The organism is Chryseobacterium sp. WG14 (genome assembly GCF_024586945.1).
Classification (GTDB): domain Bacteria; phylum Bacteroidota; class Bacteroidia; order Flavobacteriales; family Weeksellaceae; genus Chryseobacterium.
The window spans coordinates 1-21,821 of record NZ_JALCZD010000005.1; the positions used below are offsets into that span (position 1 = coordinate 1).

Here is a 21,821-nt window from a genome sequence, read left to right on the forward strand (position 1 = left end):
AAGTGAATAGTGATTGGTTGTACCAGATCTGTAAAAATTGACAAGCGCAGCCGGATTGACCATTCACAATTTGCAATGCCGTTTTAAGTCAGAGATTGAATTTTTCTTTGCAAGTGAATAATGATTGGTTGTACCAGATCTGTAAAAATTGACAAGCGCAGCCGGATTGACCATTCACAATTTGCAATGCCGTTTTAAGTCAGAGATTGAATTTTTCTTTGCTGGTGAATAGTGATTGGTTGTACCAGATCTGTAAAAATTGACAAGCGCAGCCGGATTGACCATTCACAATTTGCAATGCCGTTTTAAGTCAGAGATTGAATTTTTTCTTTGCTGGTGAATAGTGAATTTTTTATCTGCAAAAAATTGACAAGCACAGCGGATTGATCATTCACAATTTGCAATGCCGTTTTAAGTCAGAGATTGAATTTTTCTTTGCCAGTGAATAGTGATTGGTTGTACCAGATCTGTAAAAATTGATAAGCGCAACGCAGATTGACGATTCACAATTCCTGCTTCATACTTTCAACTCTTAACTCTTAACTCTCAACTTTCAGCTCCAAGGCTTGCACTAAAGTCAAAATAACCCTTACATTTGTATAATTTTGAATTTCCCATTACTATGAATACGAAACAGGAAAAGCTGGAAGCTTTCGGAAGACTACTGGATATTATGGATGATCTGCGTGAAAAATGCCCATGGGATCAAAAGCAGACTTTAGAGTCGCTTCGCCACCTGACTCTTGAGGAGACCTATGAGCTTTCAGATGCCATACTTCAGGAAGATTTACAGGAAATAAAGAAGGAACTGGGAGATGTATTGCTTCATCTGGTTTTCTATTCTAAAATAGGATCTGAAAAAGGAAGCTTTGATATAGCAGATGTTATCAATTCTCTCAATGAAAAGTTGATTTTCCGTCATCCCCATATTTATGGTGATACTGAAGTGAAGGATGAAGAAGAGGTAAAGCAGAACTGGGAGAAGTTGAAATTGAAAGAAGGTAATACCTCTATCCTGGGAGGAGTGCCGAAAAGCCTTCCAAGTATGGTAAAGGCGTACCGGATTCAGGATAAGGTAAAAGGGATTGGGTTTGAGTTTCATGATGCAGAAGATGCCTGGGCAAAGGTGGATGAGGAGATCCAGGAATTCCATGAGGAAACGGATCTTGTTAAAAAAGAACAGGAGCTGGGAGATGTGTTTTTCTCATTGATCAATTATGCGAGGATTTCAGGAATTAATCCTGATTCTGCATTAGAAAGAACAAACCTGAAGTTTATTTCAAGATTTCAAAAGATGGAAGTACTTGCCAATGAGCAAGGTTTAAAACTTGCTGATATGTCCCTGGAAGAAATGGATATTTTATGGGAAAAAGCAAAGCTTCTTTCATAAAGTCGTATTTGGAACGATTAATGCTTCTTAATTTAAGTTAAAAAAAATACATATGATACGATTTCTTATTTTACCTGTTTCACTTTTACTGAGCTGTAATCCTAAGGCACAGAATCAACCCACTAATGATGATAAATTACAAGTACAGTATACCTTACCTAAAAAGCTAAAGGAGGTTTCCGGAATTACCTTGTCTCAGGATAAAAAGACAGCCTGGGTCATAGAAGACCGTGGAAATAAAAATGCTGTATATGGGCTTAATGATAAAGGTGAATTGCTGGCCTCTATTCCGGTTGAAAATGCTGAAAATACAGACTGGGAAGATATTATCTCAGATACACAAGGAAATATTTACATCGGAAATTTTGGAAATAATGATAATAGCAGACAGGACCTTGCTATTTTGAAGACAGATTTGAAAGATGCCACTCAGGCAACAACCAAGGTGATCCAAACTACAAAATTTCATTATCAGGGACAGACTGAATTTCCTCCAAAAAAATCTAACTTATTGTATGACTGTGAGGCTTTTGTAGAGATGGATGGTAACTTCTATCTTTTTACTAAAAACAGAAGCAAAGGTTTTGACGGAACTTTCCTTGTTTTTCAGGTTCCTAATAAAGAAGGAGATTTTGAAGCCAAATTAATAGGGAGATTAAAGCTTGACGGAGGGTATAATGATGCTGCTATTACTTCTGCAACCATCAACAGTACGAAAGATAAGATTGTACTGCTTACCCATAAAAACATTCATGTTCTCAGTGGGTTTACAGCAGATGATTTCAGTTCTGCCAAAATTCAGAAAATACCATTAGACCACAATTCGCAGAAAGAAGCGATTGTTTTCCTTAATGACAAAACATTAATTATTGCTGATGAAAAAGCTAAAGAAGAAGGTGGAAATGTATATCAGCTTGCTTTTTAAACAAATCAATATTTATAAATAGTAAACCACAGAAATTATCTGTGGTTTTTTTATTGGTTTATTCAGGTTTCTTTTTAAGATTTCTGGTAGGTTTTTGAATTTCATTATACAAAGCTTCTAATTCTTTTGGTGGATGGCCCGAGTCAAAAGTTGCTGAGGTATAGGTTGTACCGCCCGAAGTAATAATAATGGTAGCGGCCAGAGCCCGGTCAGAATATCTTCCTGTTGTGGGAGATTGAAGCTTGGATATTGCAGATAAATCAAGCGCTTCTGCCTGTTTGGAAATGCTTGCCCATTCAGAGGGGGAGATAGAAGAATTGGTTGGGTCTGCATTATTGGAGGTGTAGATTTTAGAGGTAGCTGTGAAAGTCACACTATCATTAACTCCTCTTGTTTGTTCGATTAATTGTACTTTTTCAATTTTCCCTTGTTTTGTATTTATTGTTGAATTTTTTCCGTTGTTTTCACTTTTATTTTGATTAATACAACCTATAATTGAAAATATGAATACGGAATTAATTAATATAAAATGTTTTTTCATTGAATTATTTTTATGTATTTGGTGTTTTTTTTATCTATTATTATTTGGTTTTTTGTTTTTGTTTATATATTTGCTAAAATATAAAAAAGAATATGAGAAAAACTACTATTTCGAAATTTTTTTTGGTACCTCTATTATTTTCCGGAGCTGTATTTACCAATGCTCAGAATAAAGAAGGTTCAAAATTTTCAAAACGCTCTACAGAAGGAAATAGGGATCCCCGGGGAATTGAAAGATGTGGAACTGTTGCGTATGAAGAAGGTCTTAGGAAACAATTTCCTGAGAGATTTACAACGGAACAATTTGAAGAATGGCTGGCCCCTTTAATTGAAAAAAATAAATTGAATAGATCCCAGAACGGGAATGTCATTACTATTCCGGTTGTAGTACATGTTATTCACAATGGTCAGGATATAGGAACTGCTCCCAATATTACAGATAGCCAGGTAATGTCACAGATCACAGTAATGAATAACGACTTTAGACGAATGACGGGAACTCCGGGATTTAATGCCAGCCTTGTAGGAGCAGATACTGAAATACAATTTGTACTTGCAAAGGTGGATCCTAACGGAAATCCCACCAATGGTATTGATAGGGTAAATCTTTGCCGGGAGTTCTGGGCTAACGGATCCCCAGCAGATGGTTACGAAAACTTTATTAACAGTACGGTAAAGCCTACAACAATATGGGATCCTACAAAATACATGAATATGTGGAGTGTAAATTTTGCAGACAGTGGCTTACTGGGCTTTGCTCAATTTCCATCTAATTCCGGACTTCCGGGGATGGCTGCTAATGGTGGGCTCGCCAATACAGATGGTGTTGTTGCAGGTTTCTCTACTTTTGGGAGTATGGATTACAATGATGGAACATTTCTGATGCAGGCGGGCTATGACAGAGGGAGAACAATGACTCATGAGGTAGGACATTTTGTAGGATTAAGACATATCTGGGGAGATGCTAACTGTGGAAATGACTATTGTGCAGATACTCCAACAGCACATACTGCAAATTATACATGTAATGCTGCAATAGCCAGCTGTGATAATGCATCAGTCTATGAAATGGTTCAGAACTATATGGATTATACCAATGATACCTGTATGAACATTTATACGAATGATCAGAAAACAAGAATCAGAACAGTAATGGACAACTCTCCAAGAAGGGTAGAGCTGAAGACATCTAATAGAGATCAGCCTATTCCTCTGTTTGCTAATGATGCTGAGATCAAATTTGACGGAGGCTGTTCAATTGGTGTGGTGAATTGTGGGGAAGGAGTAGTACGTCTTATTCTTAATAATAGAGGGACAAGTAATTTAACGTCAGCTGTTATTTCTTATTCATTCAATGGTGGTGCTGTTCAAAATTATAACTGGGCAGGTAATTTAGCTCAGGATAAATCAAGCGTTATCAATATTCCTGTTGATGGAGCTGTAGCTTCCTCTCCTGTTTCATTAGCGATTGTCTCTGTCAACGGAACAACAGATGAAAGAAGTACAAATAATACCTCAAACGGTAATTATGTGAAACCTATAATACCTGAGTATTTTGGTACCACTACATTTACTTTTAAATTATTAAGAGACCGATATGGAAATGAGACAAGATGGAACCTGAGAAATAGTGCTGGCCAGATTGTTAAGTCCGGAAACTATTCTAACACACAACCGGGACAGCCGAATCCAACACTTATTACACAAACATGGACGCTTCCTCAAGATTGTTATGCATTTACTATTTCCGATGATTTTGGGGATGGCTTAACAAATGGTTATGTTGATTTATCTACAAGCTCAGGGCAGGTTGTATTTCATAAAGATGGTGAGTTTGTTTATGAAACTAAAACATTTACAACAAGAGAGACGCTGGGAACCAAGGAAACGGATAAGAAAAATAATTTCGGAATATATCCTAATCCGGTTAATGATATACTTACTATCTCATCTGTTTCCGGAGAAGCACAATTTGAAATTCATAATGCTGTCGGACAGCTTATTAAGAAAGGTAAAATTGAAAATAGCCAGATCCGTGTAGCTGATTTAGTGAAAGGTACTTATGTTATTACAATACAGGATCGTACAGTTTCTGAAAGTATTAAATTCATTAAGAAGTAATACAAACATATATACATAAAAGAAAAACTCAGGTCACCCTGAGTTTTTTTTATTTACTTCTTTATTAATCTAAAATTTCATTCCAATACCTGCTGAAATCCTTCCGCCATCTGAGCCATAGAAATAATTTAACCTTGCGGAGATCATTTCGGCAAGACTTAGCCAAACACCGGCTCCTACAGATTGATGCCATTTTCTTGAATATTCGCCATCATTCCATACACGCCCAATATCATAGCCTACCAGAATTCCAAGATTGGCAGGAATAATATTATTTCTGATTCTTCCAAAATCCCATCGGATTTCTGAATTGTTGATAAAGTATGATCTACCGGAAAATCTTTCATTTCTGAATGCTCTCATTCCATTGTTTCCACCAATAGTTGCCGCCTGGTAAAACTCAAAGCTGTCATTATTAATCCACATGGCATGACTGGAATTGGCAAAAACAAAATTTCCTTTTTTATCAATTCTGTGGTCAATAGCCAGCTTACCTTTCAGAGTAAGGAAGTTCCGGTTAAAATTTGATAAAATTGCTTTCCAGTCGGCATTAAGCATGAACTCCATTCCAAGAGTAGGGAAGGCAACATTATCTGAATTTTTATAACTGAATGTATAATTGGCCCCTACAAACTGCTGGCTACTGAAGACTTCAGGCCTTACATCGGGAGATTCGTTAATGAATCTTCCTTCCTTTACCTGTACTTTATTGTCTTCAAAGGTAAGCTGAATCTGATGATTGAGATTCATCCAGCTTTTTTTGGAGATCGAAGGAGCAACATTGAATTTGGAAATCCGGGCTCTGTTATATTCTCTCTCCGTATTTTCTTTATCATAAGGGCTTTCATTGGATAAGCCAAAGAAATTCTGAGAGAACCTTGGCGTGGTATAGGCAGCATCCACATTAAAATCCCATCCTTTAATTGCCTGTTTGAAAATCCCTTTATAAGTAAGGCTGAACCCCGCTGTAGCAGTATAGAAATTGGCTTTTAAACTGTGTTTTTGAGTATAAGGGTCGCGAATGAAGTTATTCACGGTATAATTTGCTAAAACACCAACAATTACTCCATCATCAGGGTTGTAATCAAAGTTGGGGTATCCTGCAAATGAATTGTATTTCGGGTGCTTATAATTGTAGCTGTTGAGGTCATAATCATCAGAAATATTCTTTGTGGCATTGCCGGCATTGTTATAAGTGTTCTTCTGTGATTTAAAATCATAAATTTTCACTTTTCTTCCGTCTGCAACATTATATACATCGTGATTATATCCGCCAATCAGTCTGATATTCATCTTTGGATTTCCGGTTCCTGTTACTTCATAGATATCATCATCTTCGAGCCCATAGATCCAGAGTTCTTTTGTTTTTGAATCATCATATTTTTTTTCAAAAACCAGTTCATTTTTATCTTTGTTTTTACCGAGTTCATATTGTTGTACAAGTACAGACTTTCCATTTTTTGTAATGACGAATTTATCAGGATTTATAGTTCCTGCCAATGGAACTTTTTTCTGAAGCACATCATAATAGTCGAAGGCATAATCCTGTAACTTTGTTTTTCGTATTTTCAGTTTTTTCTGAATATCGGCAATGGTTTCATCCTGTACTTCTTTGGGAAGATTTTTGAATGCTTCATCAATATCGGAATCGGTAAGGTGTTCCTGGATGTATTTTGCCTGTGCTACCCATTCTTCCTGAGTAGATCCTTTTAAAAAGACCAGATCCATTGGGTAAGGTTCCATACTCAGCCATTTTACACTGCTGATATCTTCTGTGAATGTTTTCATATGACGGATCGCCGGGACATTCATAATAAGTTTGAATGCAGCTCCGTCATATTTACTGAAAGCCTGATCCCGGTCTTTGGGAATTGGTTTGTAAACCACTTGATCTCCTTTCTCATATTCAGCCCATTTCCATTGATCCGAATGGCGGTCCCAATCTCCGATCAGCATATCAAAAATCCGGGCCCTCATATAGGATTCCTTATCAACAGAATATTTATAGTTTTTGATGAGGTTTTTCAGTACGTCATCAGTTGAAACAATATCTTTTGCATTATCCAGTGAAGCTAAGGTTTTGGGGTCTGAAGAAAAACGCTCTTCAATCATATACATTTCATCACCGTAGTTTTGATTGTACCTGCCTAAAGCCTGTTGCTTAGGAATATAATATAATTTTGGATTGCTGTGGAAAATTCCCAGTTTATCGGCCATATTTCCAACGGAAAAAGGAGTGAAAGGATGATTCGTGGTATAAAAGTCCAGTAAGAACTTTTCAGGAAAGGTATCGGTAAGTTCTTCTCCAAATGTACTTTTGGTAAAAGCCATATTGTTGAGAAAACGAATGGCACTTTTTTTTATGCCGCGCATTACAAATTCCTGTCCGTCTGAAGATTTTAATCTTAAGCTGTTGGATTGGTTTCCTCCTCCTTCTCTGAAAGGGATAAAGCCTCCATTAAGCTCCGAAAGGTTGGCTGTAGGAGCTTCAACAGGGATTCCGTAATATCTTCTGTAGTGATCTCCCCAAAGCCATCTGTAAAATTTTCTTTTTTGGGTAAGCTGTAGCGGATAGATAGTAGAAGATATGGCTGGCGGAAAAGAATTTGGAAAGTTATTCACAAATACGTCCGGTTTTGAAATGACAGAGATCTGGGCAAGCCTCTGAAGCTGGGTATCTTTTGTTGAAAAGAATTCAACATCGGTACTCTGGTCATTTCTGATATTTAAAACAGCAAAACCATTTCCGCCGTAAGAGAAATCTGTTTTTTCGACAATCGTAGACGGATCAGTTTTGGAACCTGCACCACTGATGATCTGTCTTATATTTCCATCTTCATGATATTGAAGATTATGATCATGTCCTGAAACAAAGATGATATTTTCTTTATCCTGAACAATACTTTTCAACCGGTTGGCAAGATCAGCATAATGCTGATTGTTGATATCCTGAGGATTTGCCCCTGATGAGCTCCTCAATATGTTGATAACACTGGCCACAACAGGAACAGGAATTTTACTTTTAAGAGGATAAAGGTGAGATTTTGCAGAGTTAAATCCTGCATGAATTCCGCTGCTGATAATAGGATGATGCAGGGCCACAATAATTCTTTTGCCTTGATTTTTGATGACCAGGTCTTTAAACTCTGTGAAAAAATCTTCACGGGTTTTTATATTACAGTTTTTATTGATTCCCGGGTAATTATCCCAGTTGGCGATCACCCATTCCGTATCAATGGCAATTAATTTAATATCCTGAGATATGTTGATATCATCAATAGGGCAGCCGCTTTTAGGTAAAAAGGGCTTCTTATCATTGAAATAATTCTTTACCAGGGTTTCCTGGGCTTTTAATCCGTCCATACCACTGTACCAGTCGTGGTTTCCGGGGATCACCAGTGTCTTTCCTTTGAAGTTTTTGGTGATAGAAAGCTGATTTTCGAGTTTTTGTTTGGCAAGATTATAGTCTTTATCCGTTTCTTTAGGCATTCCGTTAGGGTAGATATTATCACCCAAAAAGATCAGCATAGACTTGCTGTCTGCAGAATCCAGCTTGCCTTTCAGTAAATTCAGGGTTTTCTGTGCCTGAACTTCATCTGCATTTCCGGCGTCACCGATCAGGAAAAGCTTAAAATCAGCTTCAGATTTTATATCAGAATCTTTCACTTCAAATAAGTTTTTGCCTTTTTGTACGTTATAGGTTGCACAAGAGTAAAGGGCTCCTGCGGATAATATTGTCCTTAGAACAATAGAAGTATTTTTTAGATGAGTTTTAAAGGATAAATTCATAAATTTACAATAACAAAAATTCAGGAATGAGCATTCTACACAAAGCTAAAAATTATGTTGAAATCTTATTCAAAGATAAGTTATCTTCGGTATATTTTTATCATAATTTTATTCATACTGCCTATACAGTAAACAAGGCAGAAGAAATCATGAAAAATACTCCTGTTTCCGAAGAGGATCAGGAGAAGGTACTTGTGGCACTCTGGTTCCATGATACCGGCTACATAGAATGTGCGATGAATCATGAAGAGAGGGGTGTGGAAATTATGAAGGATTTTCTGCATCAGGAAAATTACCCTGAAGACTATATCGGAGATGTTGAAAAACTGATCATGGCCACAAAAATTACTTATGAGCCTCAGAATTTACTTGAGAAAATAGTGAAAGATGCTGATTTCAGCCATTTTGCAGGTCACGATTATAATGATATTTCTGATGCCTTGAGAAAAGAATGGGAGCTTACCAATGTAAAATGTTTTTCTAACGACGAATGGAATGCCGGAAATCTGGATATGCTGAAAAACAGGCATACTTTTTATACAGATTATGCCAAAGAAAACTGGGAGCCTTTAAAAAATAAGAATATCAAAAAGATTGAAAAAAAGCTTGAGAAAGAAGCTGAGAAGAAGGAAGATAAAAAAGATAATTCTGAAGGGAAAAAAGAAAAAGAAAAATCTGACAGAAGTGTCGATACTTTATTTCGAGTGACGCTTAATAATCATACAAGACTGAGTGATATTGCAGACAGTAAAGCGAACATTCTGTTATCTGTAAATGCTATTATTATTTCAGTATGCCTGTCTGTATTAATTCCGAAGCTGGATACCCCTAAAAATTCACATTTGATTCTTCCTAGCTTTATATTACTGCTTTCAAGTGTGCTGACAATTATATTTGCCATCCTGTCTACAAAACCCAATGTAACCAAAACGACTTTTACTCCTCAGGATATTGCTAACAGAAAAGTAAACCTGTTGTTTTTCGGAAACTTTCAGCAGATGCTGTTTGATGATTATCATAATGCAATGAAAGACCTTATTAAGGACAGGGATTATATTTACGACTCTATGGTAAAGGATTTGTATTACCTGGGAAAAGTCCTGGACAGAAAATATAAGCTTCTATCCATAACGTATAAGATTTTTATGGCTGGAATTATTATTTCAGTACTTTCTTTTGGATTTGCATTTCTTAGTCTTTAATTAAAAACAGATACAATGATTGTTAGGCAGCGTACAAACTGGCTGAAAATGCTATTTATATGGAGAGGTTCTGTGTTAAAGAAAATTGTAGTTCAGCTGATCATTATTACGCTGTTTTCATTGGCTATTTATTATTTTAAAGGAAAAATATTTGATTATAAAGTACATCTTAATCCTACGATTTTTACATTAATAGGATTGGCATTAGCCATTTTCATGGGTTTTTGCAATTCCGCAAGCTATGATCGTTTTTGGGAAGGCCGCAAGCTTTGGGGACTGCTTGTTATTGAAACAAGATCGCTAACAAGGCAAATTTTTTCATTGGTAAATGATTCTTCTCCTGAATCTAAAGAAGAAAAACAAGAAATCATCAAAATGATTTCTGCATTCTGCTGGTCTTTGAACCATCAGCTCAGAGATAAATCCGGAACTGAACACCTTTCCCGGTTACTTTCTCAGGAGCAGGTGGAGCAGCTGAAGGATAAAAAATTTATTCCAAGTATAATCCTGGGTTTTATTGCCGACTGGCTGAATGAACAGCAGAAAAAAGGAAATATTGATACCATTGTACTGACTTCTATGGACCATCAGCTGAATCAGTTTTCTAATATTTCCGGAGGCTGTGAGCGAATTTATAACACACCGTTACCATTTGCCTACAGTGTTTTGCTGCACCGTACGGTATACCTATACTGTTTTTGGCTTCCTTTTGGGTTAGTTGATTCCCTGGGATGGATGATGCCTTTAATTGTCCTGCTGATCAGTTATACCTTTATTGCATTGGATGCTATAATCCAGGAAATTGGGGAACCTTTTGGGGAAGAAGAAAATGATCTGGCCCTGAACAGCATCTGCCGTACTATTGAGTTTTCTATTTTTGAGCAGGCTGAAATACCACAGGGTGAGCTGAAGAAGCCGGATACTTATTTTATAGATTAGGATAATCTGGCTGATGATTGGTTTTTAAGAGTAAAAGTTTATTAGTTACCTAAAAGCACATCAAGATGTAAGTCGGAAGATATACCTTCTCACTATGAAAAAAAATGCTTATCTACCCATAATAAGGCAGTAGTTATTAAGTAAAAATGAAAAAATCATAAAATTATTGAGTCCACAATTTATATCAACGTCACTCTCAGTGCCAGCAACCCAGTGATCCCCTGAAGGTCTTCAACTTTCAGAAATTCTACGTTAGGTTGTAAAATTCCTTTGTTCTGAAGTTTTGAGATATATTCGAGATATTCTTTCTGGTTTTCCATTCCGAAATAGACTATGGTAATCTTTCCGGGAGCAGTAATTCTTTCCGAAGAGTCTTTTACATGAGCTTTGTCAAGACGCTTTTTTATGATTTCATAATAGGAATTATAAGCCCCATCTACATCAAAGCGCTTTTCATCCATTCTGAATCGGATGTCTATTTTTTCATTGTATACAAAGATCAGTGAAGCTATATCCAGCTGAATCGGAAGCTGCTGTTTAAAAGACTGAAACTCCATTTCCATTTTGCAGATGGTTTTCAGCTGCGAGTATCTTAGCTTATGGACTACTTTTGAAGTGTAATGAAGCTCCGGAGCTATAGTGGTACCAATGTACAGGTTGTGTTCCACTCCATCAGACTTAAACCTTTCATAATAATGTGGAAAGATCTGTTGAGCTTTCACCTGGCTTTCATCCAGCATATCTGCCAATTTCCTGTTGACAAGCGTTATAGAATCATCCAGTTTTTTTCTGTGGTTATAAAACAGGTCAGTTTGAACCCGCACCTGCAAAAAGTACTCTTTAATTTTAGTTTTTAATTCTCTGGATGATCTTACCTCCAGTTTTCCCTGTAGGAACGGATGAATTTCTTCTCTCAATAATCTTTGAAGGCGCTGTTCAGTATCAGCCTTGATCTCATTATTCAGTTCATTTTCAAAAACATCTAATGCGAGCATAAACTTTTCCGAATCAGAATTGGTCATTGTTAAAATATCAATTAACCATTCAATCTGCTGGTTAAGGTCCTGAAGCATGAGGTTAAAACGTTTTTCCGAAGAAGAACGGATGTCTGAGACTCCAAATAAGGGGGTTAGATTTTTAAATGATATCTCCTTTAGAGTATATATTTTTTTTCCAAGCGATGCCGTAAAATATTTTTCAGCTTCATTCCTGAACTTCCATACCACACTGTCATGAATAGACGTATACTCACGCTGGATAATAGCTTCTATCTGGTAATTTTTCTCAAAGTAGAATCTGCTTAAAGAAAAAAGGATCATATCGGAAAAAAACTCCATTTTTTTAAGTTTTAATCCATTAAAACTGCCAGCCAGAGGAGACGTGAATTCCATGATAGCAAGAAGCTCACTGTCTTTCATGATAGGAATCACCATAAAGCTGTTGACGTTATTGTCTTTTAATATGCTGAAAGAAGGAAGCTGTCTGACATTTTCATCCAGATTATCGACGTTGGAAACGACAATGGGTTTTGAGTTGTGGTTTAAGTTATTGAAAGTATTTTTACGGGTTTCTTCATCAAATGTATTGATCCAGAAATCAAGGATATGATTGGTTAGAAGACTTTCGTAAATAGGAAGCTTATCAAGCTTCTGTTCTTTCTTATTGAAGGTCATCAATCCGAAATTGAGCTCTGGTACATCAAAATAGGATTTGAAAATTTCAGTCAGGTTTTCATCCGGATTTAAATCTTCAGGATCAATCTCTATCATGCTTGACTTCAGGTCAGATAGTGCGACTTCGGAAGTACAGTCTACCAATGAAATAATTGTAAATCCTTTTAATATCCAGGATTGCGAAGGAAAATATTTTTTCCACAATTTAAAGTCATCAAGATTTTCCAACAATACATCCAGAATGTCATCCGATGGTATTTTTGCATCTTCTGTAGGATAAATTTCAGTAAAGTCTGAGTTTACTGTAATTTTATAATGTTTCATGATTCCCTGCTGATTCGGGATATCATAATAAAAAGGGATTGTACTTTTGATATCTTTCTTAAAGTAGCTCTGAAGAATCAGACAGCAGCAGAATACATAAAATTCATCGTCATTAATATTTCTGAGCTCTATTTCAAAATCTTTACCGGCGTCCTTAAGGATGTTTTTAAACCTTTCGGTATAATTAAAAGTAATGTTGGAAAGGGGAATACTTGCTGCCTTTATTTCATTATGGGTAAGACCGGTAGGGAAAAGGTCAGCAAGAAGTAACCTGATGAGGTCTTCATGTTTTTCCAGCAGGGTGATATCCTGAAAGCCTTCTTTAAGCTCTGTAAAGTTTTTTGTTCTGTCAATCAGGGATTCAGCATAGTTGACCCTGTATTCCAGGCGGTCATTATAGCGGATATGTTCCAATACATCCAAATATTTTTTGAACGATATATAAACCTGAAAGGGAGAGTCTTTTTTGTAAAGATTAGCCAAGAGCTGAAATTTAAAGTAAAGTTATGAAAAAAGTTGCCTCCAATAGTTCTGGGACAACTTTTATTATTTTAAAAATATAGTAATTGTTTGGTGGTCAGGGCTTCTGATTTTTATGATGAGTATTAGAACTTTATATTATATCCCAGTATAAACTGTGTTCCGAAGATATTGAAATGCTGGGCATCATAGCTGGATTGCTGATATCTGCCATTAAAGGTTACAGCATTATAAATTTCATCATACGTTTTATCTGACCGTTTTTTCAATTTCATATTTTTCACTGATTCCGACTATTGATTCCATTAAGTCACCTTCCATAGTGATTGTACCGGATTTTTTAGATAGGGTAAGAGATTTCCCATCGGAAATATCTTTTAGTCTGAGTTCATCTTTTGATTCGCTGAATAATTTTAATTTTTTTTGAACATTCTCCACATAAGAATCGATAGAAAGTGTTGCACTTTTCCCATGGATGTGTAGATGAATCTGTCCCCAGGCTCTGGGATCTGCAGTTTCATCTTTTAATCTTAAAAATGAACCTGAATATTTCCCGTTCCAGATAGATCCTGTTTCCTGTACAGAAGCTTGACCTGGATCTTCTTCCGCTTTTGTTTTCTGTATTTGCTGCCCTGTGACAATCTTCTCACGCTTTAGACTGGAATTGGGTTCCGGAGTGTTTTTATTGCCATGGGTTTCCTTGCAGGAAAATAATAACAGAATCCCGGCTGTGTAAAATATTGTGTTTAAATTCATGATTTATGGAGAGCATTTCTTTAGTATGATTTCTTTGGTTTTGCTTTCCTGCTGGAAATTAGTTTCTTTACATTCTATCTTCTTTGTTTTTTTGTTGTAAAATCCGTACCAGTAAAAATGCATAGTATTTTCATTAATGATCTTCAGATATGCTATAGGTTCATTATTTACATATTCTTTCCAGTTGAGTCCTCTTCCAATATTTCCAATATCTTCCGGAACTTCTTTTAGTGTATAGGCAATACCTTTTTCAAAATCATATTTCTTGAGTTCTTTCATATCGATATAAATTTGATTGTATAAAACCGTCAGTGATGCCTCTTTGCCATCGATAGATATGCTTCCGGCTCCTTTTTTACAGTCTACCTGCCAGGTTCCATCAGGAGAGTATTTCTCTTCTTTTTGGGAGGGTTTATCTTCAACACTTTTTATATTTATCGGGCCTTTTGATTGTTGTAAAGTATCATTTTCCTGTATTGAATATGCTACTGAAGTATCAGATTTTTTTTCTTCAAATTGAACAGCCTTCTATTTCTTTTCTTTACAGTAAAGTAATAATAAAAACCCGATTGTATATAGTATTTTGTTTAGGTACATCATTGAGAGTATAATGATTTTCTTATATTACTCACTACATTTACTTAGGATTATAGAGTTTTCTTTTCCAAATAAATTTTTAATAAATATTTTTTCTTTTATAAAGTCCAGCCAATTAACTGATATTTTATATTCATTAATAATATCAATTTTGGCAAGTACATCTCCTTTTGTAAGGGTAGTTATTTTTTTTATATCTACTCCTTCTCCAATAATATTTGTTCCAATATACTTTAATGATTTATTGTCGGAACTTACTTCAACCATCATTTTAGCTATGAGCTTTGTTTTATAATATATACTCAGATCCCCTTCATCTTTTTTATAAAATAAGATATTACTTACATGGTCATTAGTAGTACATTCAGCTTTCCATATTCCTGAAAAACTGAAGTTATTTAACTGATCATTATTGAAGCTTGCGTTGACTGTAAAGACTTCCTTTGAAGATAGACTATCCTTAATTATTTTGTCAATCCTGGAAGAATCATCTTTTTTTTCTATTATTTTTTCAGTTTTACCTTTGGTGTAAGAGATCTGTTTTTGAGAATCTTGTTTTTCCATCTTCTTATAGGAAAAGATGCTTATGGTTAGAAGTAATAATAGAAGATTTGATAGCTTCATCATCGTTTTTATTTACATGGCTAGAGAATCAGAAGAGAAAATTATTACCATTGAACTCTTGTTTTCTTAGTCTTTCTTTTTGGCCGAAAAGTTCGAATTTTTTGTTTACTTCTGATCTATATTTTATCTCTTATTTTTTCTGCATTATATTTTTATATGAAAATCTATTAATTTTTAAAACTATAATGATGTTACTTATTTCTGTCACGAACTCTTTGTGGTATCTTCTTCAAATCTTTATCTTGGGTTTTCATCAATGATATATATTTTTGATAATATTCTTTGGCTTTTCCTTTATCATTTATTTCCCAATAAGCGTCTGCTATATTAAGGTATGCTACTACTCGAGTTGGAGATTTTTCTATAATTTTTGTGAGCAGAAAAATGGCTTCTCTGTTATTTTGTGATTGTTGTAGATAATATCCTATGTCATTGTATTGTAATATATTTTGTTGAGTGATGGGAAATGTTTGTAATAATTGTTTATATCTTTCAATTCCCTGTACGATTTGAGGTGAATTTCGTTCTTTAAATCGATCTATAAATTCTTGTAAAGTTTTTCCTGAGTAATATTCAACACTACATTCCTGATTTCTATTCTCTTCACCCGGCATCCCTTTTATTTTAAATTTATAGGGATTTTTTGAAATGTTGATATTCTGAATTACGTTACAGACATATGTTTTTGTATAATCATCCTGCCATGAACTTGTTTTGTAAACTACATTTTTTAAGATAAAACTATTATTATCATATATAATCTGATAGTTTTCTTCATAGTATCCTCTATCGGGAAATGTGGTAACAATAACAAATCCCTCTTTTGTTTCTTTAATATCAGATACTTTATTTCCTCCATCCTGAGAGAAGTTAATGGTTTTCAATACTAAATTGAATTTGTTATCTTTTTTTATATAGAGTGAAAGCTCATCTCCCATTCCAGGAGCACTGGAAACTACTTTATCAGGAATATTATCTTTATTAATATCTATATAATAGTTGACATATTTATCATTATCCAAAGTACCTGATTTTGACTTTTCAAATTGGAGTGTTTTCTGTCTTGCTTCTTTGCAGAAGAAAAACCATAAAAATCCGATTATAAAAAAAAATTGAGTCTTTATCATTTTAGTGACATAGTTCAAGAATTAATGGAGTTTTACCACCGTTTTCTTTTATAAGAAGAAAATCATTACCTACAAACTCCAGTTTCTGCTTTTTTATGTTATATAATCCGATCCATTGTAATTCTGCTTTACCATTTTTTTGCAGAATCAGCCTTCCAATAATTTTATCTTTTGAGATCTCTTCATCTACAATTTTTAAATTTTCTTTATAGTAATCTTGCTGAGAAGCTAAGCTTGCATACTTCAGAACATACTCATCTTTGTTAGATGATTTTTCTACCTTTAGATTGATGTAAATGGCATTAAAGTCATACAGTGATAAATAACCTTCATTTTTATTGATATCAAGCTCTGTTAATTCATTTTTACAAATTACGGCCCAGGTCCCTTTTAAATCTGAAGGGGCCGTTTTTTCTTTTTCGCTTGTTGTATTTGGTGCAGTTTGATGATGAGAAATCTTATTTCTACTATTTGATTGTGCGTTCCCTTCAAATGATAAGAGAATAATAAATAACAATACAAAAGTGATACTATTTACATGCATTTTACTAATCTGATTATGAGCATTTTTCTAATATAACAGGATTCTTACCCCGATTTTCCCTAATTAATGAAAAGTCTTTACCAGCGTAATCTAGTTTTTGTTTTTTCATATTATACAGACCTATCCAATGAAGTTCTACTTTGCCATCTTTTTTTATAAAGAATTTTCCAATGATTTTATCTTTTGATATATCTGATTCAGTTATTTTTAATGACTCTTCTACCCAATTTTCCTGAGTTGCTATATTTTTGAATTTTAAAATATATTCCCTATCAGTTAGTTTTTCCACCTGTACATTAATGTATATAGAGTTTCCATACAATGATATAATGTTTTCTTCTTTCCCTATACTGAAGGTGGTCAGTCCGTTTCCGCAGTTTACAGCCCATTCGCCTTCTAAATCAGATGGGAATGTTTTTTCCTGTTTAATGATTTTATTTGGTTTGGGAAATAAATTTGGAAAATTTGAAATAAAGAATTTATTATCAGCATAAGGTGGTAAAATTTCAGATGATTCTGATTTTAGTAAATCCCATTTATTACTTTTATGATTATATAAATATATTTCAGCGTTAGTATTTTTATTCAGCCATACACTCTCTAATGTACAACCATTATTTGAATCTAAATATTTGTTTTTTACATAATAAGAGAAAATGTTATAAGCATTTAAGTTGTTTTTAATTAAAGATTCAATTTTTTTATTATCTTTTTCAAAATCGTAAGTATTAAAGTCTGTCTTTTTATAATAGTCTTCTGACCAAAATAATTGTAAATCATTTTCTTTAGGAATAAAATGGACACTGAAATATCCTTCATTTTTACAATCTAAGTAACTAAAATAAGGATGATCAGATAGATTTGATTCATCTATAGCTAAATTATATCCGGTAAAATATTTTTTACTGAAGAAATCAATTTGCTTGTCAACAGGTTTTATATTTTGAGAGTTTGATGTTGATTGAATATTTTCCTGTGCAGTTCCTTTGCATGACAGTAGTAATAATATTACGATTGTATATAATATTTTATTTAATTGCATTTCCATTAGTATCAAATTTCGTTTTCATATAATCTTCCGGCTGTAATCTGTCTTTTCCAAAGAAGGTTACTAAATCTGCTCCATTGGCACATGCTTCAATATGAACATGCCAGTTCTCTTTTTTAATTCCTCTGCCAGGTACACCATTGGGTAAACTACCATCCGAAGCATTTCCTGTTGAGCCAGAAAGAGCAATTTTCTCTCCATGAGTTACTTTTTGTCCATTTGTAACATAAATCTTATCTAAGTGACAATATAATATATATACTGTATTACCATTTTTATCCTTAGATTTTATATTGACTACATTACCTAGTTTCAAAGAGCCATATTGATTGGTTTTAAATGTAGTTACTATTTTTTCAACGGTACCACACATTATTGAATGTACATCTTTGTATATAGGACCAGATAGAATATCAACTCCCTTATGCCCCCTTTTACTACTGCCATATCTGTTATTATTCTTTCCTCCATTATCACTACTTATTACTGGGTTTTCCCATACATCAGCATAATTAAAACATTGTGAGCAGTCAGGTGTACAAGCTTCTACAGATGGCGTTTTGTCTCCAGGGCTGCATTCATTTACCCTAAATGCATCATAAGTTTTCTGGAAATAATTTTTAGCTACTGCCCATTTAAATCCACTTTTTCCAACTACTTTTTTCCTAATTTTTTTAAAATCATCGTCAGGGCTTGTTTTCGAAGTAATTGTATCTGCTAGTTCCCATATTTTATGTTTTTCCCAATAGGCGAGTGCTGTTATTACTGCATAATCGATTTCTTCTGTTTTTTCAGGATGGCTAACTAATCTTTCTTCTCCTGCATTTGCTTGTGGTAAAGCATTATATTCCACCGGGAAAATTTCTTTTATTACTTCAGAAATATCTTTATAATTTCCTCTTCCTGTGATCTGTTTTAGACCTCTTCCTCTAAACTTCCATCCATCTCCACTTGCTTCATTTCCATTTCCATTATCAAAACCATTTCCTAAAGCATACATATAGTTAAGTAATCTTTTTTGAGGTCTATCTTGACAATATGTAGCTAAAAGATGTTTTCTTTCAAGAGTTTCTGCTCTTTCACCAAAAGCAGATTTCGCAGACTCTACAGAATGATTAATTTTACCTTCAATGATCCAATCTCCATGTATACCTAAAGTTTCCACTGCGACCTGTGCAAAGAAATGTGCTTTACGCAAACATGTATTTAAATGAAGATCTTTTCCCTCATTTTTTCTTTGTTTTATGAATTTGTTTAAACTATCTACTATTTTTTGTCTAAAATCTTTTTGATTTGCGTAGACATCGAAAGCAGTTTCTATATCTTTCAATGTTATCTCAGCCTCACATCTAGGACACTTATTCCCAATCTGGAAATATGCTCCCTCTTTATTCAAGAACTTCTTATCATGCTGTTTCTCACCCTGGGCTTTTGCATTAAGATATAAAAATTCCGGGACCTTTTTCAGAAGTTTAAAGGTGATGGTATCTCCAGCTTTGTAATCCTTTATGGCTAAAGCTTTTTCTATTTCTTCTACACTGGAGGTTTTGCCGTCTTCTATTTTTGGATTCCCCCGTTTACCGCCTTTGGCGTTGTTGAGAATATTTCCGGCGATAGATTTTTTATCGGCAGCATTTTTTATACTTGTAGGACCTCCAAATGTATAGGTATAGCTTCCATCTTCTTTTCCGTTGTTGATCTTATCTTTCCATTGCTTCAGCTCTTCTTCGGATTTCGGGCGGAGGTGAATAGGAATTTTGACGAGATTGTCTTTTACAGTTCCTGAGAATTCTGTTTTTTCTGTTCCCGGAACTTCTCCTCCGGCAGGTGTTTTCTGTTCCATCTGTTCTTCAGTAATTTCCAGAACAGGGAGAACAGCATCTGCTGAACCTTTGATGATGCCATCTTTTTCTTTAATGGATATGGTGACCTGTTTCCCATCCAGAAGCATGGTTCTGGCAACCAGGTATAGTTTATCATCCAATGGAGCACTGTCAACCTTTTTAAAATCGACCCCCAGCCTAAAGGTTTTAAAAGTTACAGTCTTTTGACTGGTTGTATCTTTTCCATAAGCCTCGGCGGTTAATGCAGCAGCAATCACTTCAGGAGTGGTATATTTCTTTAAGGATTTCAGGTTCTCTTTAATTTTATTAAGAATGGTCTGGGCCACTTTATTTTTCTCTTCGGCAGTAGCTGTTTTGTTGCCACTTTTGCTTCCTCCGAAAGTATAGGTATGAGTTCCGTCCTCTTCTCCTGTTTTCCTGGTATATTCTTTTTTTGCAAAATAAGCATCCAGAAGGTCTTCAACCTTTACCTGATTGATGACGGTAGGAGAGACCCCTCCCGATGGTGGGGATGTTGCCGGCTGGGTATTATTGATCTGTCCATGGGCTGTTTGTGGCTCGGGATGTTGTTGAGGTGACGGAGCAGGTTGTTGTTGTTGTTGTTGTTGTTGTTGTTGTTGTTGTTGTTGTTGTTGTTGTTGTTGTTGTTGGGGCGGCTGAGGTTGAGGTTGGCCGGATGAAGGGTGTAATTCTGCGGGGGTATTGATATTTATAGTATCCGTTGCATGCTTTTTATGGGCATAATATTCTACGGTTACATAGAATTCAAGCTGCTGAGGGTTTATTTCACCTTGCATTGCTTTTCTCATAAGAGCTTTTGTGAGCATGAATTCTGCCCTGGCGATTCCGTTTTTTACCTTTTCTTTTTTACTGTCTATAGGCAGATTTTGAGCATTATGACCTGAGTCTCTGGAATCATCTTCCCAAAGAGTAAATTGCAGATACTGGGCTTCCAGATTCATGCATTTAGCTTCTGCCACCATTTTTTCCGTAAAGCTGAAAACAGTTCCCGGAGTATTGTCTATGTATTTTAGTTCAACTTTGTTGATCCGGGGAACATCGCTGGGCTGGGGCTGTATCTCAAGTGCCATTGGAGTTTTTCCTTCCGGATTATGAAGATAAGCTTCTATCCTGAAAGTATCTTTATAAGCTGTTGTATTAAAGGTAAAGCTGCTTATTCCTTTTTTCTTAATAGTGGTAGGAACAAATTTCCCGTTCACCTTTTTGAACAGATGCCAGGTAACGAGTGCCGGATTTCTTTTTTCTCTGGGGGTGGCAGGATACCATTCATCAATTTTGTAGGTAACCTGTTCGCCAACCTTTGGTTTTGTATTTCCCGATATTTTATAAATTCCTTGTTTTGACATGGCCGAAAAGTTTATGGTTAATAGGCATCTGCTTCATGATCATCCGTTTCCTTCTGAAATTCTTTAAAATCAATAAAAGGATTGATATGATGCTGTTCCTGAGGGTCTGCATTTTTAACATTCTGCTGAGCCATGGCAGCAGTCTGCCCATGTTCCATGATGGTGATCTTTCCACCTGTAGAGCACATAAGTTCTGAGATTTCTGTAACGCAGCTTTTACCCATTACTTTTACTTTTTCGTAAGTTTTCTGCCATTTTCCTGCGGGAGCATATGCGCAGGGAAGATATCCACCGGGAGTAGGTTTCAGTTTACATTTTCCGAAGCTTGGGCCTTGGGGATTAAACTGAAGGTCATCTTCGGTAACAGCCAGATAATCAGCCTTACCTTCTTCATTATTCCAGTAATGTTTCTGATGGGAAGTGACTTTAAACTGTGGAAAGAGGTCTCCCTGATTACACTGGGCTTTCCCTTTCTGTATGACAAAGTGTTTTCCGTCATGTGGTGATGCGGATTCGGACATATTTTGCGTT

The 21,821-nt window shown here is 35.2% G+C and carries 17 protein-coding genes; 5 read left to right on the forward strand and 12 right to left on the reverse strand.

All coding sequences use genetic code 11. From position 1 onward, the window contains the following. Positions 1-622 precede the first annotated feature (622 nt). Together mazG and MP478_RS09990 are read left to right on the forward strand one after the other, a co-directional pair. Entirely contained in the window at positions 623-1,390 is a 768-nt protein-coding gene (gene mazG, locus MP478_RS09985; RefSeq protein ID WP_257200376.1) for a nucleoside triphosphate pyrophosphohydrolase, read from the forward strand. Between the two features lie 52 nt (positions 1,391-1,442). After that, the gene (locus tag MP478_RS09990; RefSeq protein WP_257191639.1) at positions 1,443-2,315 is read left to right on the forward strand and encodes a hypothetical protein; all 873 of its coding nucleotides are present in this window, start codon (positions 1,443-1,445) and stop codon (positions 2,313-2,315) included. Between the two features lie 58 nt (positions 2,316-2,373). On the opposite strand, the gene MP478_RS09995 is transcribed toward MP478_RS09990, so the two are convergent. Continuing rightward, entirely contained in the window at positions 2,374-2,856 is a 483-nt protein-coding gene (locus MP478_RS09995; RefSeq protein WP_230039905.1) for a hypothetical protein, read from the reverse strand. A gap of 92 nt (positions 2,857-2,948) precedes the next feature. Here MP478_RS09995 and MP478_RS10000 point away from each other — a divergent pair, with 92 nt between their 5' ends. Beyond that, positions 2,949-4,976 carry a M43 family zinc metalloprotease gene (locus MP478_RS10000; protein ID WP_257200377.1) on the forward strand — a complete coding sequence of 676 codons (2,028 nt, stop codon included), beginning with the start codon at positions 2,949-2,951 and terminating at the stop codon, positions 4,974-4,976. A 69-nt stretch (positions 4,977-5,045) separates the two neighbouring features. Here the strand turns inward: MP478_RS10000 and MP478_RS10005 are convergent, their stop codons facing one another. After that, positions 5,046-8,765 carry a metallophosphoesterase gene (locus tag MP478_RS10005; RefSeq protein ID WP_257200378.1) on the reverse strand — a complete coding sequence of 1,240 codons (3,720 nt, stop codon included), beginning with the start codon at positions 8,763-8,765 and terminating at the stop codon, positions 5,046-5,048. A 26-nt stretch (positions 8,766-8,791) separates the two neighbouring features. On the opposite strand from MP478_RS10005, the gene MP478_RS10010 reads away from it, so the two are divergent. Together MP478_RS10010 and MP478_RS10015 are read left to right on the forward strand one after the other, a co-directional pair. Then, a complete protein-coding gene (locus MP478_RS10010) occupies positions 8,792-9,967 on the forward strand; it encodes a Pycsar system effector family protein (protein WP_257200379.1) in 1,176 nt (391 codons plus the stop codon). A 15-nt stretch (positions 9,968-9,982) separates the two neighbouring features. Then, positions 9,983-10,906: a bestrophin family protein gene (locus tag MP478_RS10015; protein WP_257200380.1), complete on the forward strand. Its 924-nt coding sequence runs from the start codon at positions 9,983-9,985 to the stop codon at positions 10,904-10,906. Positions 10,907-11,085: 179 nt separating this feature from the next. Here MP478_RS10015 and MP478_RS10020 read toward each other — a convergent pair whose 3' ends face one another. The 10 genes from MP478_RS10020 to MP478_RS10065 all read right to left on the reverse strand — a co-directional run bounded on the left by MP478_RS10020 (position 11,086) and on the right by MP478_RS10065 (position 21,811). Next, entirely contained in the window at positions 11,086-13,386 is a 2,301-nt protein-coding gene (locus MP478_RS10020) for a GAF domain-containing protein (RefSeq protein ID WP_257200381.1), read from the reverse strand. A gap of 122 nt (positions 13,387-13,508) precedes the next feature. Further along, the gene (locus MP478_RS10025) at positions 13,509-13,658 is read right to left on the reverse strand and encodes a hypothetical protein (RefSeq protein WP_257200382.1); all 150 of its coding nucleotides are present in this window, start codon (positions 13,656-13,658) and stop codon (positions 13,509-13,511) included. Further along, positions 13,633-14,139, reverse strand: coding sequence for a hypothetical protein (locus tag MP478_RS10030; RefSeq protein ID WP_257200383.1), 507 nt, complete (start codon positions 14,137-14,139; stop codon positions 13,633-13,635). The genes MP478_RS10025 and MP478_RS10030 overlap by 26 nt, the downstream gene beginning before the upstream one ends. Before the next feature lie 3 nt (positions 14,140-14,142). After that, positions 14,143-14,418, reverse strand: coding sequence for a hypothetical protein (locus MP478_RS10035; RefSeq protein ID WP_257200384.1), 276 nt, complete (start codon positions 14,416-14,418; stop codon positions 14,143-14,145). Between the two features lie 345 nt (positions 14,419-14,763). Then, positions 14,764-15,300 (reverse strand): hypothetical protein, encoded by a 537-nt coding sequence (locus MP478_RS10040; protein ID WP_257200385.1) that lies wholly within the window; start codon positions 15,298-15,300, stop codon positions 14,764-14,766. Positions 15,301-15,551: 251 nt separating this feature from the next. Then, positions 15,552-16,382 (reverse strand): M48 family metallopeptidase, encoded by an 831-nt coding sequence (locus MP478_RS10045; protein WP_257200386.1) that lies wholly within the window; start codon positions 16,380-16,382, stop codon positions 15,552-15,554. A gap of 106 nt (positions 16,383-16,488) precedes the next feature. Then, on the reverse strand, positions 16,489-17,031 hold the full coding sequence (locus MP478_RS10050) for a hypothetical protein (protein WP_257200387.1): 543 nt from the start codon (positions 17,029-17,031) through the stop codon (positions 16,489-16,491). Positions 17,032-17,044: 13 nt separating this feature from the next. Then, positions 17,045-18,079 (reverse strand): hypothetical protein, encoded by a 1,035-nt coding sequence (locus MP478_RS10055; RefSeq protein WP_257200388.1) that lies wholly within the window; start codon positions 18,077-18,079, stop codon positions 17,045-17,047. Further along, positions 18,060-21,290 carry a peptidoglycan DD-metalloendopeptidase family protein gene (locus MP478_RS10060; protein ID WP_257200389.1) on the reverse strand — a complete coding sequence of 1,077 codons (3,231 nt, stop codon included), beginning with the start codon at positions 21,288-21,290 and terminating at the stop codon, positions 18,060-18,062. The genes MP478_RS10055 and MP478_RS10060 overlap by 20 nt, the downstream gene beginning before the upstream one ends. Before the next feature lie 17 nt (positions 21,291-21,307). Continuing rightward, positions 21,308-21,811, reverse strand: coding sequence for a DUF4280 domain-containing protein (locus tag MP478_RS10065; protein WP_257200390.1), 504 nt, complete (start codon positions 21,809-21,811; stop codon positions 21,308-21,310). Positions 21,812-21,821: the final 10 nt, after the last annotated feature.

What these genes read in the sequence shown, in the direction of transcription:
- MP478_RS10025 (WP_257200382.1), bottom strand. Translation starts at nt 13,658, where the DNA reads ATGAAATTGAAAAAACGGTCAGATAAAACGTATGATGAAATTTATAAT.
- MP478_RS10040 (WP_257200385.1), bottom strand. Translation starts at nt 15,300, where the DNA reads ATGGAAAAACAAGATTCTCAAAAACAGATCTCTTACACCAAAGGTAAA.
- MP478_RS09990 (WP_257191639.1), top strand. Translation starts at nt 1,443, where the DNA reads ATGATACGATTTCTTATTTTACCTGTTTCACTTTTACTGAGCTGTAAT.
- MP478_RS10015 (WP_257200380.1), top strand. Translation starts at nt 9,983, where the DNA reads ATGATTGTTAGGCAGCGTACAAACTGGCTGAAAATGCTATTTATATGG.
- MP478_RS10050 (WP_257200387.1), bottom strand. Translation starts at nt 17,031, where the DNA reads ATGCATGTAAATAGTATCACTTTTGTATTGTTATTTATTATTCTCTTA.
- MP478_RS10060 (WP_257200389.1), bottom strand. Translation starts at nt 21,290, where the DNA reads ATGTCAAAACAAGGAATTTATAAAATATCGGGAAATACAAAACCAAAG.
- MP478_RS10035 (WP_257200384.1), bottom strand. Translation starts at nt 14,418, where the DNA reads ATGAAAGAACTCAAGAAATATGATTTTGAAAAAGGTATTGCCTATACA.
- MP478_RS10030 (WP_257200383.1), bottom strand. Translation starts at nt 14,139, where the DNA reads ATGAATTTAAACACAATATTTTACACAGCCGGGATTCTGTTATTATTT.
- MP478_RS10005 (WP_257200378.1), bottom strand. Translation starts at nt 8,765, where the DNA reads ATGAATTTATCCTTTAAAACTCATCTAAAAAATACTTCTATTGTTCTA.
- MP478_RS10010 (WP_257200379.1), top strand. Translation starts at nt 8,792, where the DNA reads ATGAGCATTCTACACAAAGCTAAAAATTATGTTGAAATCTTATTCAAA.
- mazG (WP_257200376.1), top strand. Translation starts at nt 623, where the DNA reads ATGAATACGAAACAGGAAAAGCTGGAAGCTTTCGGAAGACTACTGGAT.
- MP478_RS10065 (WP_257200390.1), bottom strand. Translation starts at nt 21,811, where the DNA reads ATGTCCGAATCCGCATCACCACATGACGGAAAACACTTTGTCATACAG.
- MP478_RS09995 (WP_230039905.1), bottom strand. Translation starts at nt 2,856, where the DNA reads ATGAAAAAACATTTTATATTAATTAATTCCGTATTCATATTTTCAATT.
- MP478_RS10055 (WP_257200388.1), bottom strand. Translation starts at nt 18,079, where the DNA reads ATGGAAATGCAATTAAATAAAATATTATATACAATCGTAATATTATTA.
- MP478_RS10000 (WP_257200377.1), top strand. Translation starts at nt 2,949, where the DNA reads ATGAGAAAAACTACTATTTCGAAATTTTTTTTGGTACCTCTATTATTT.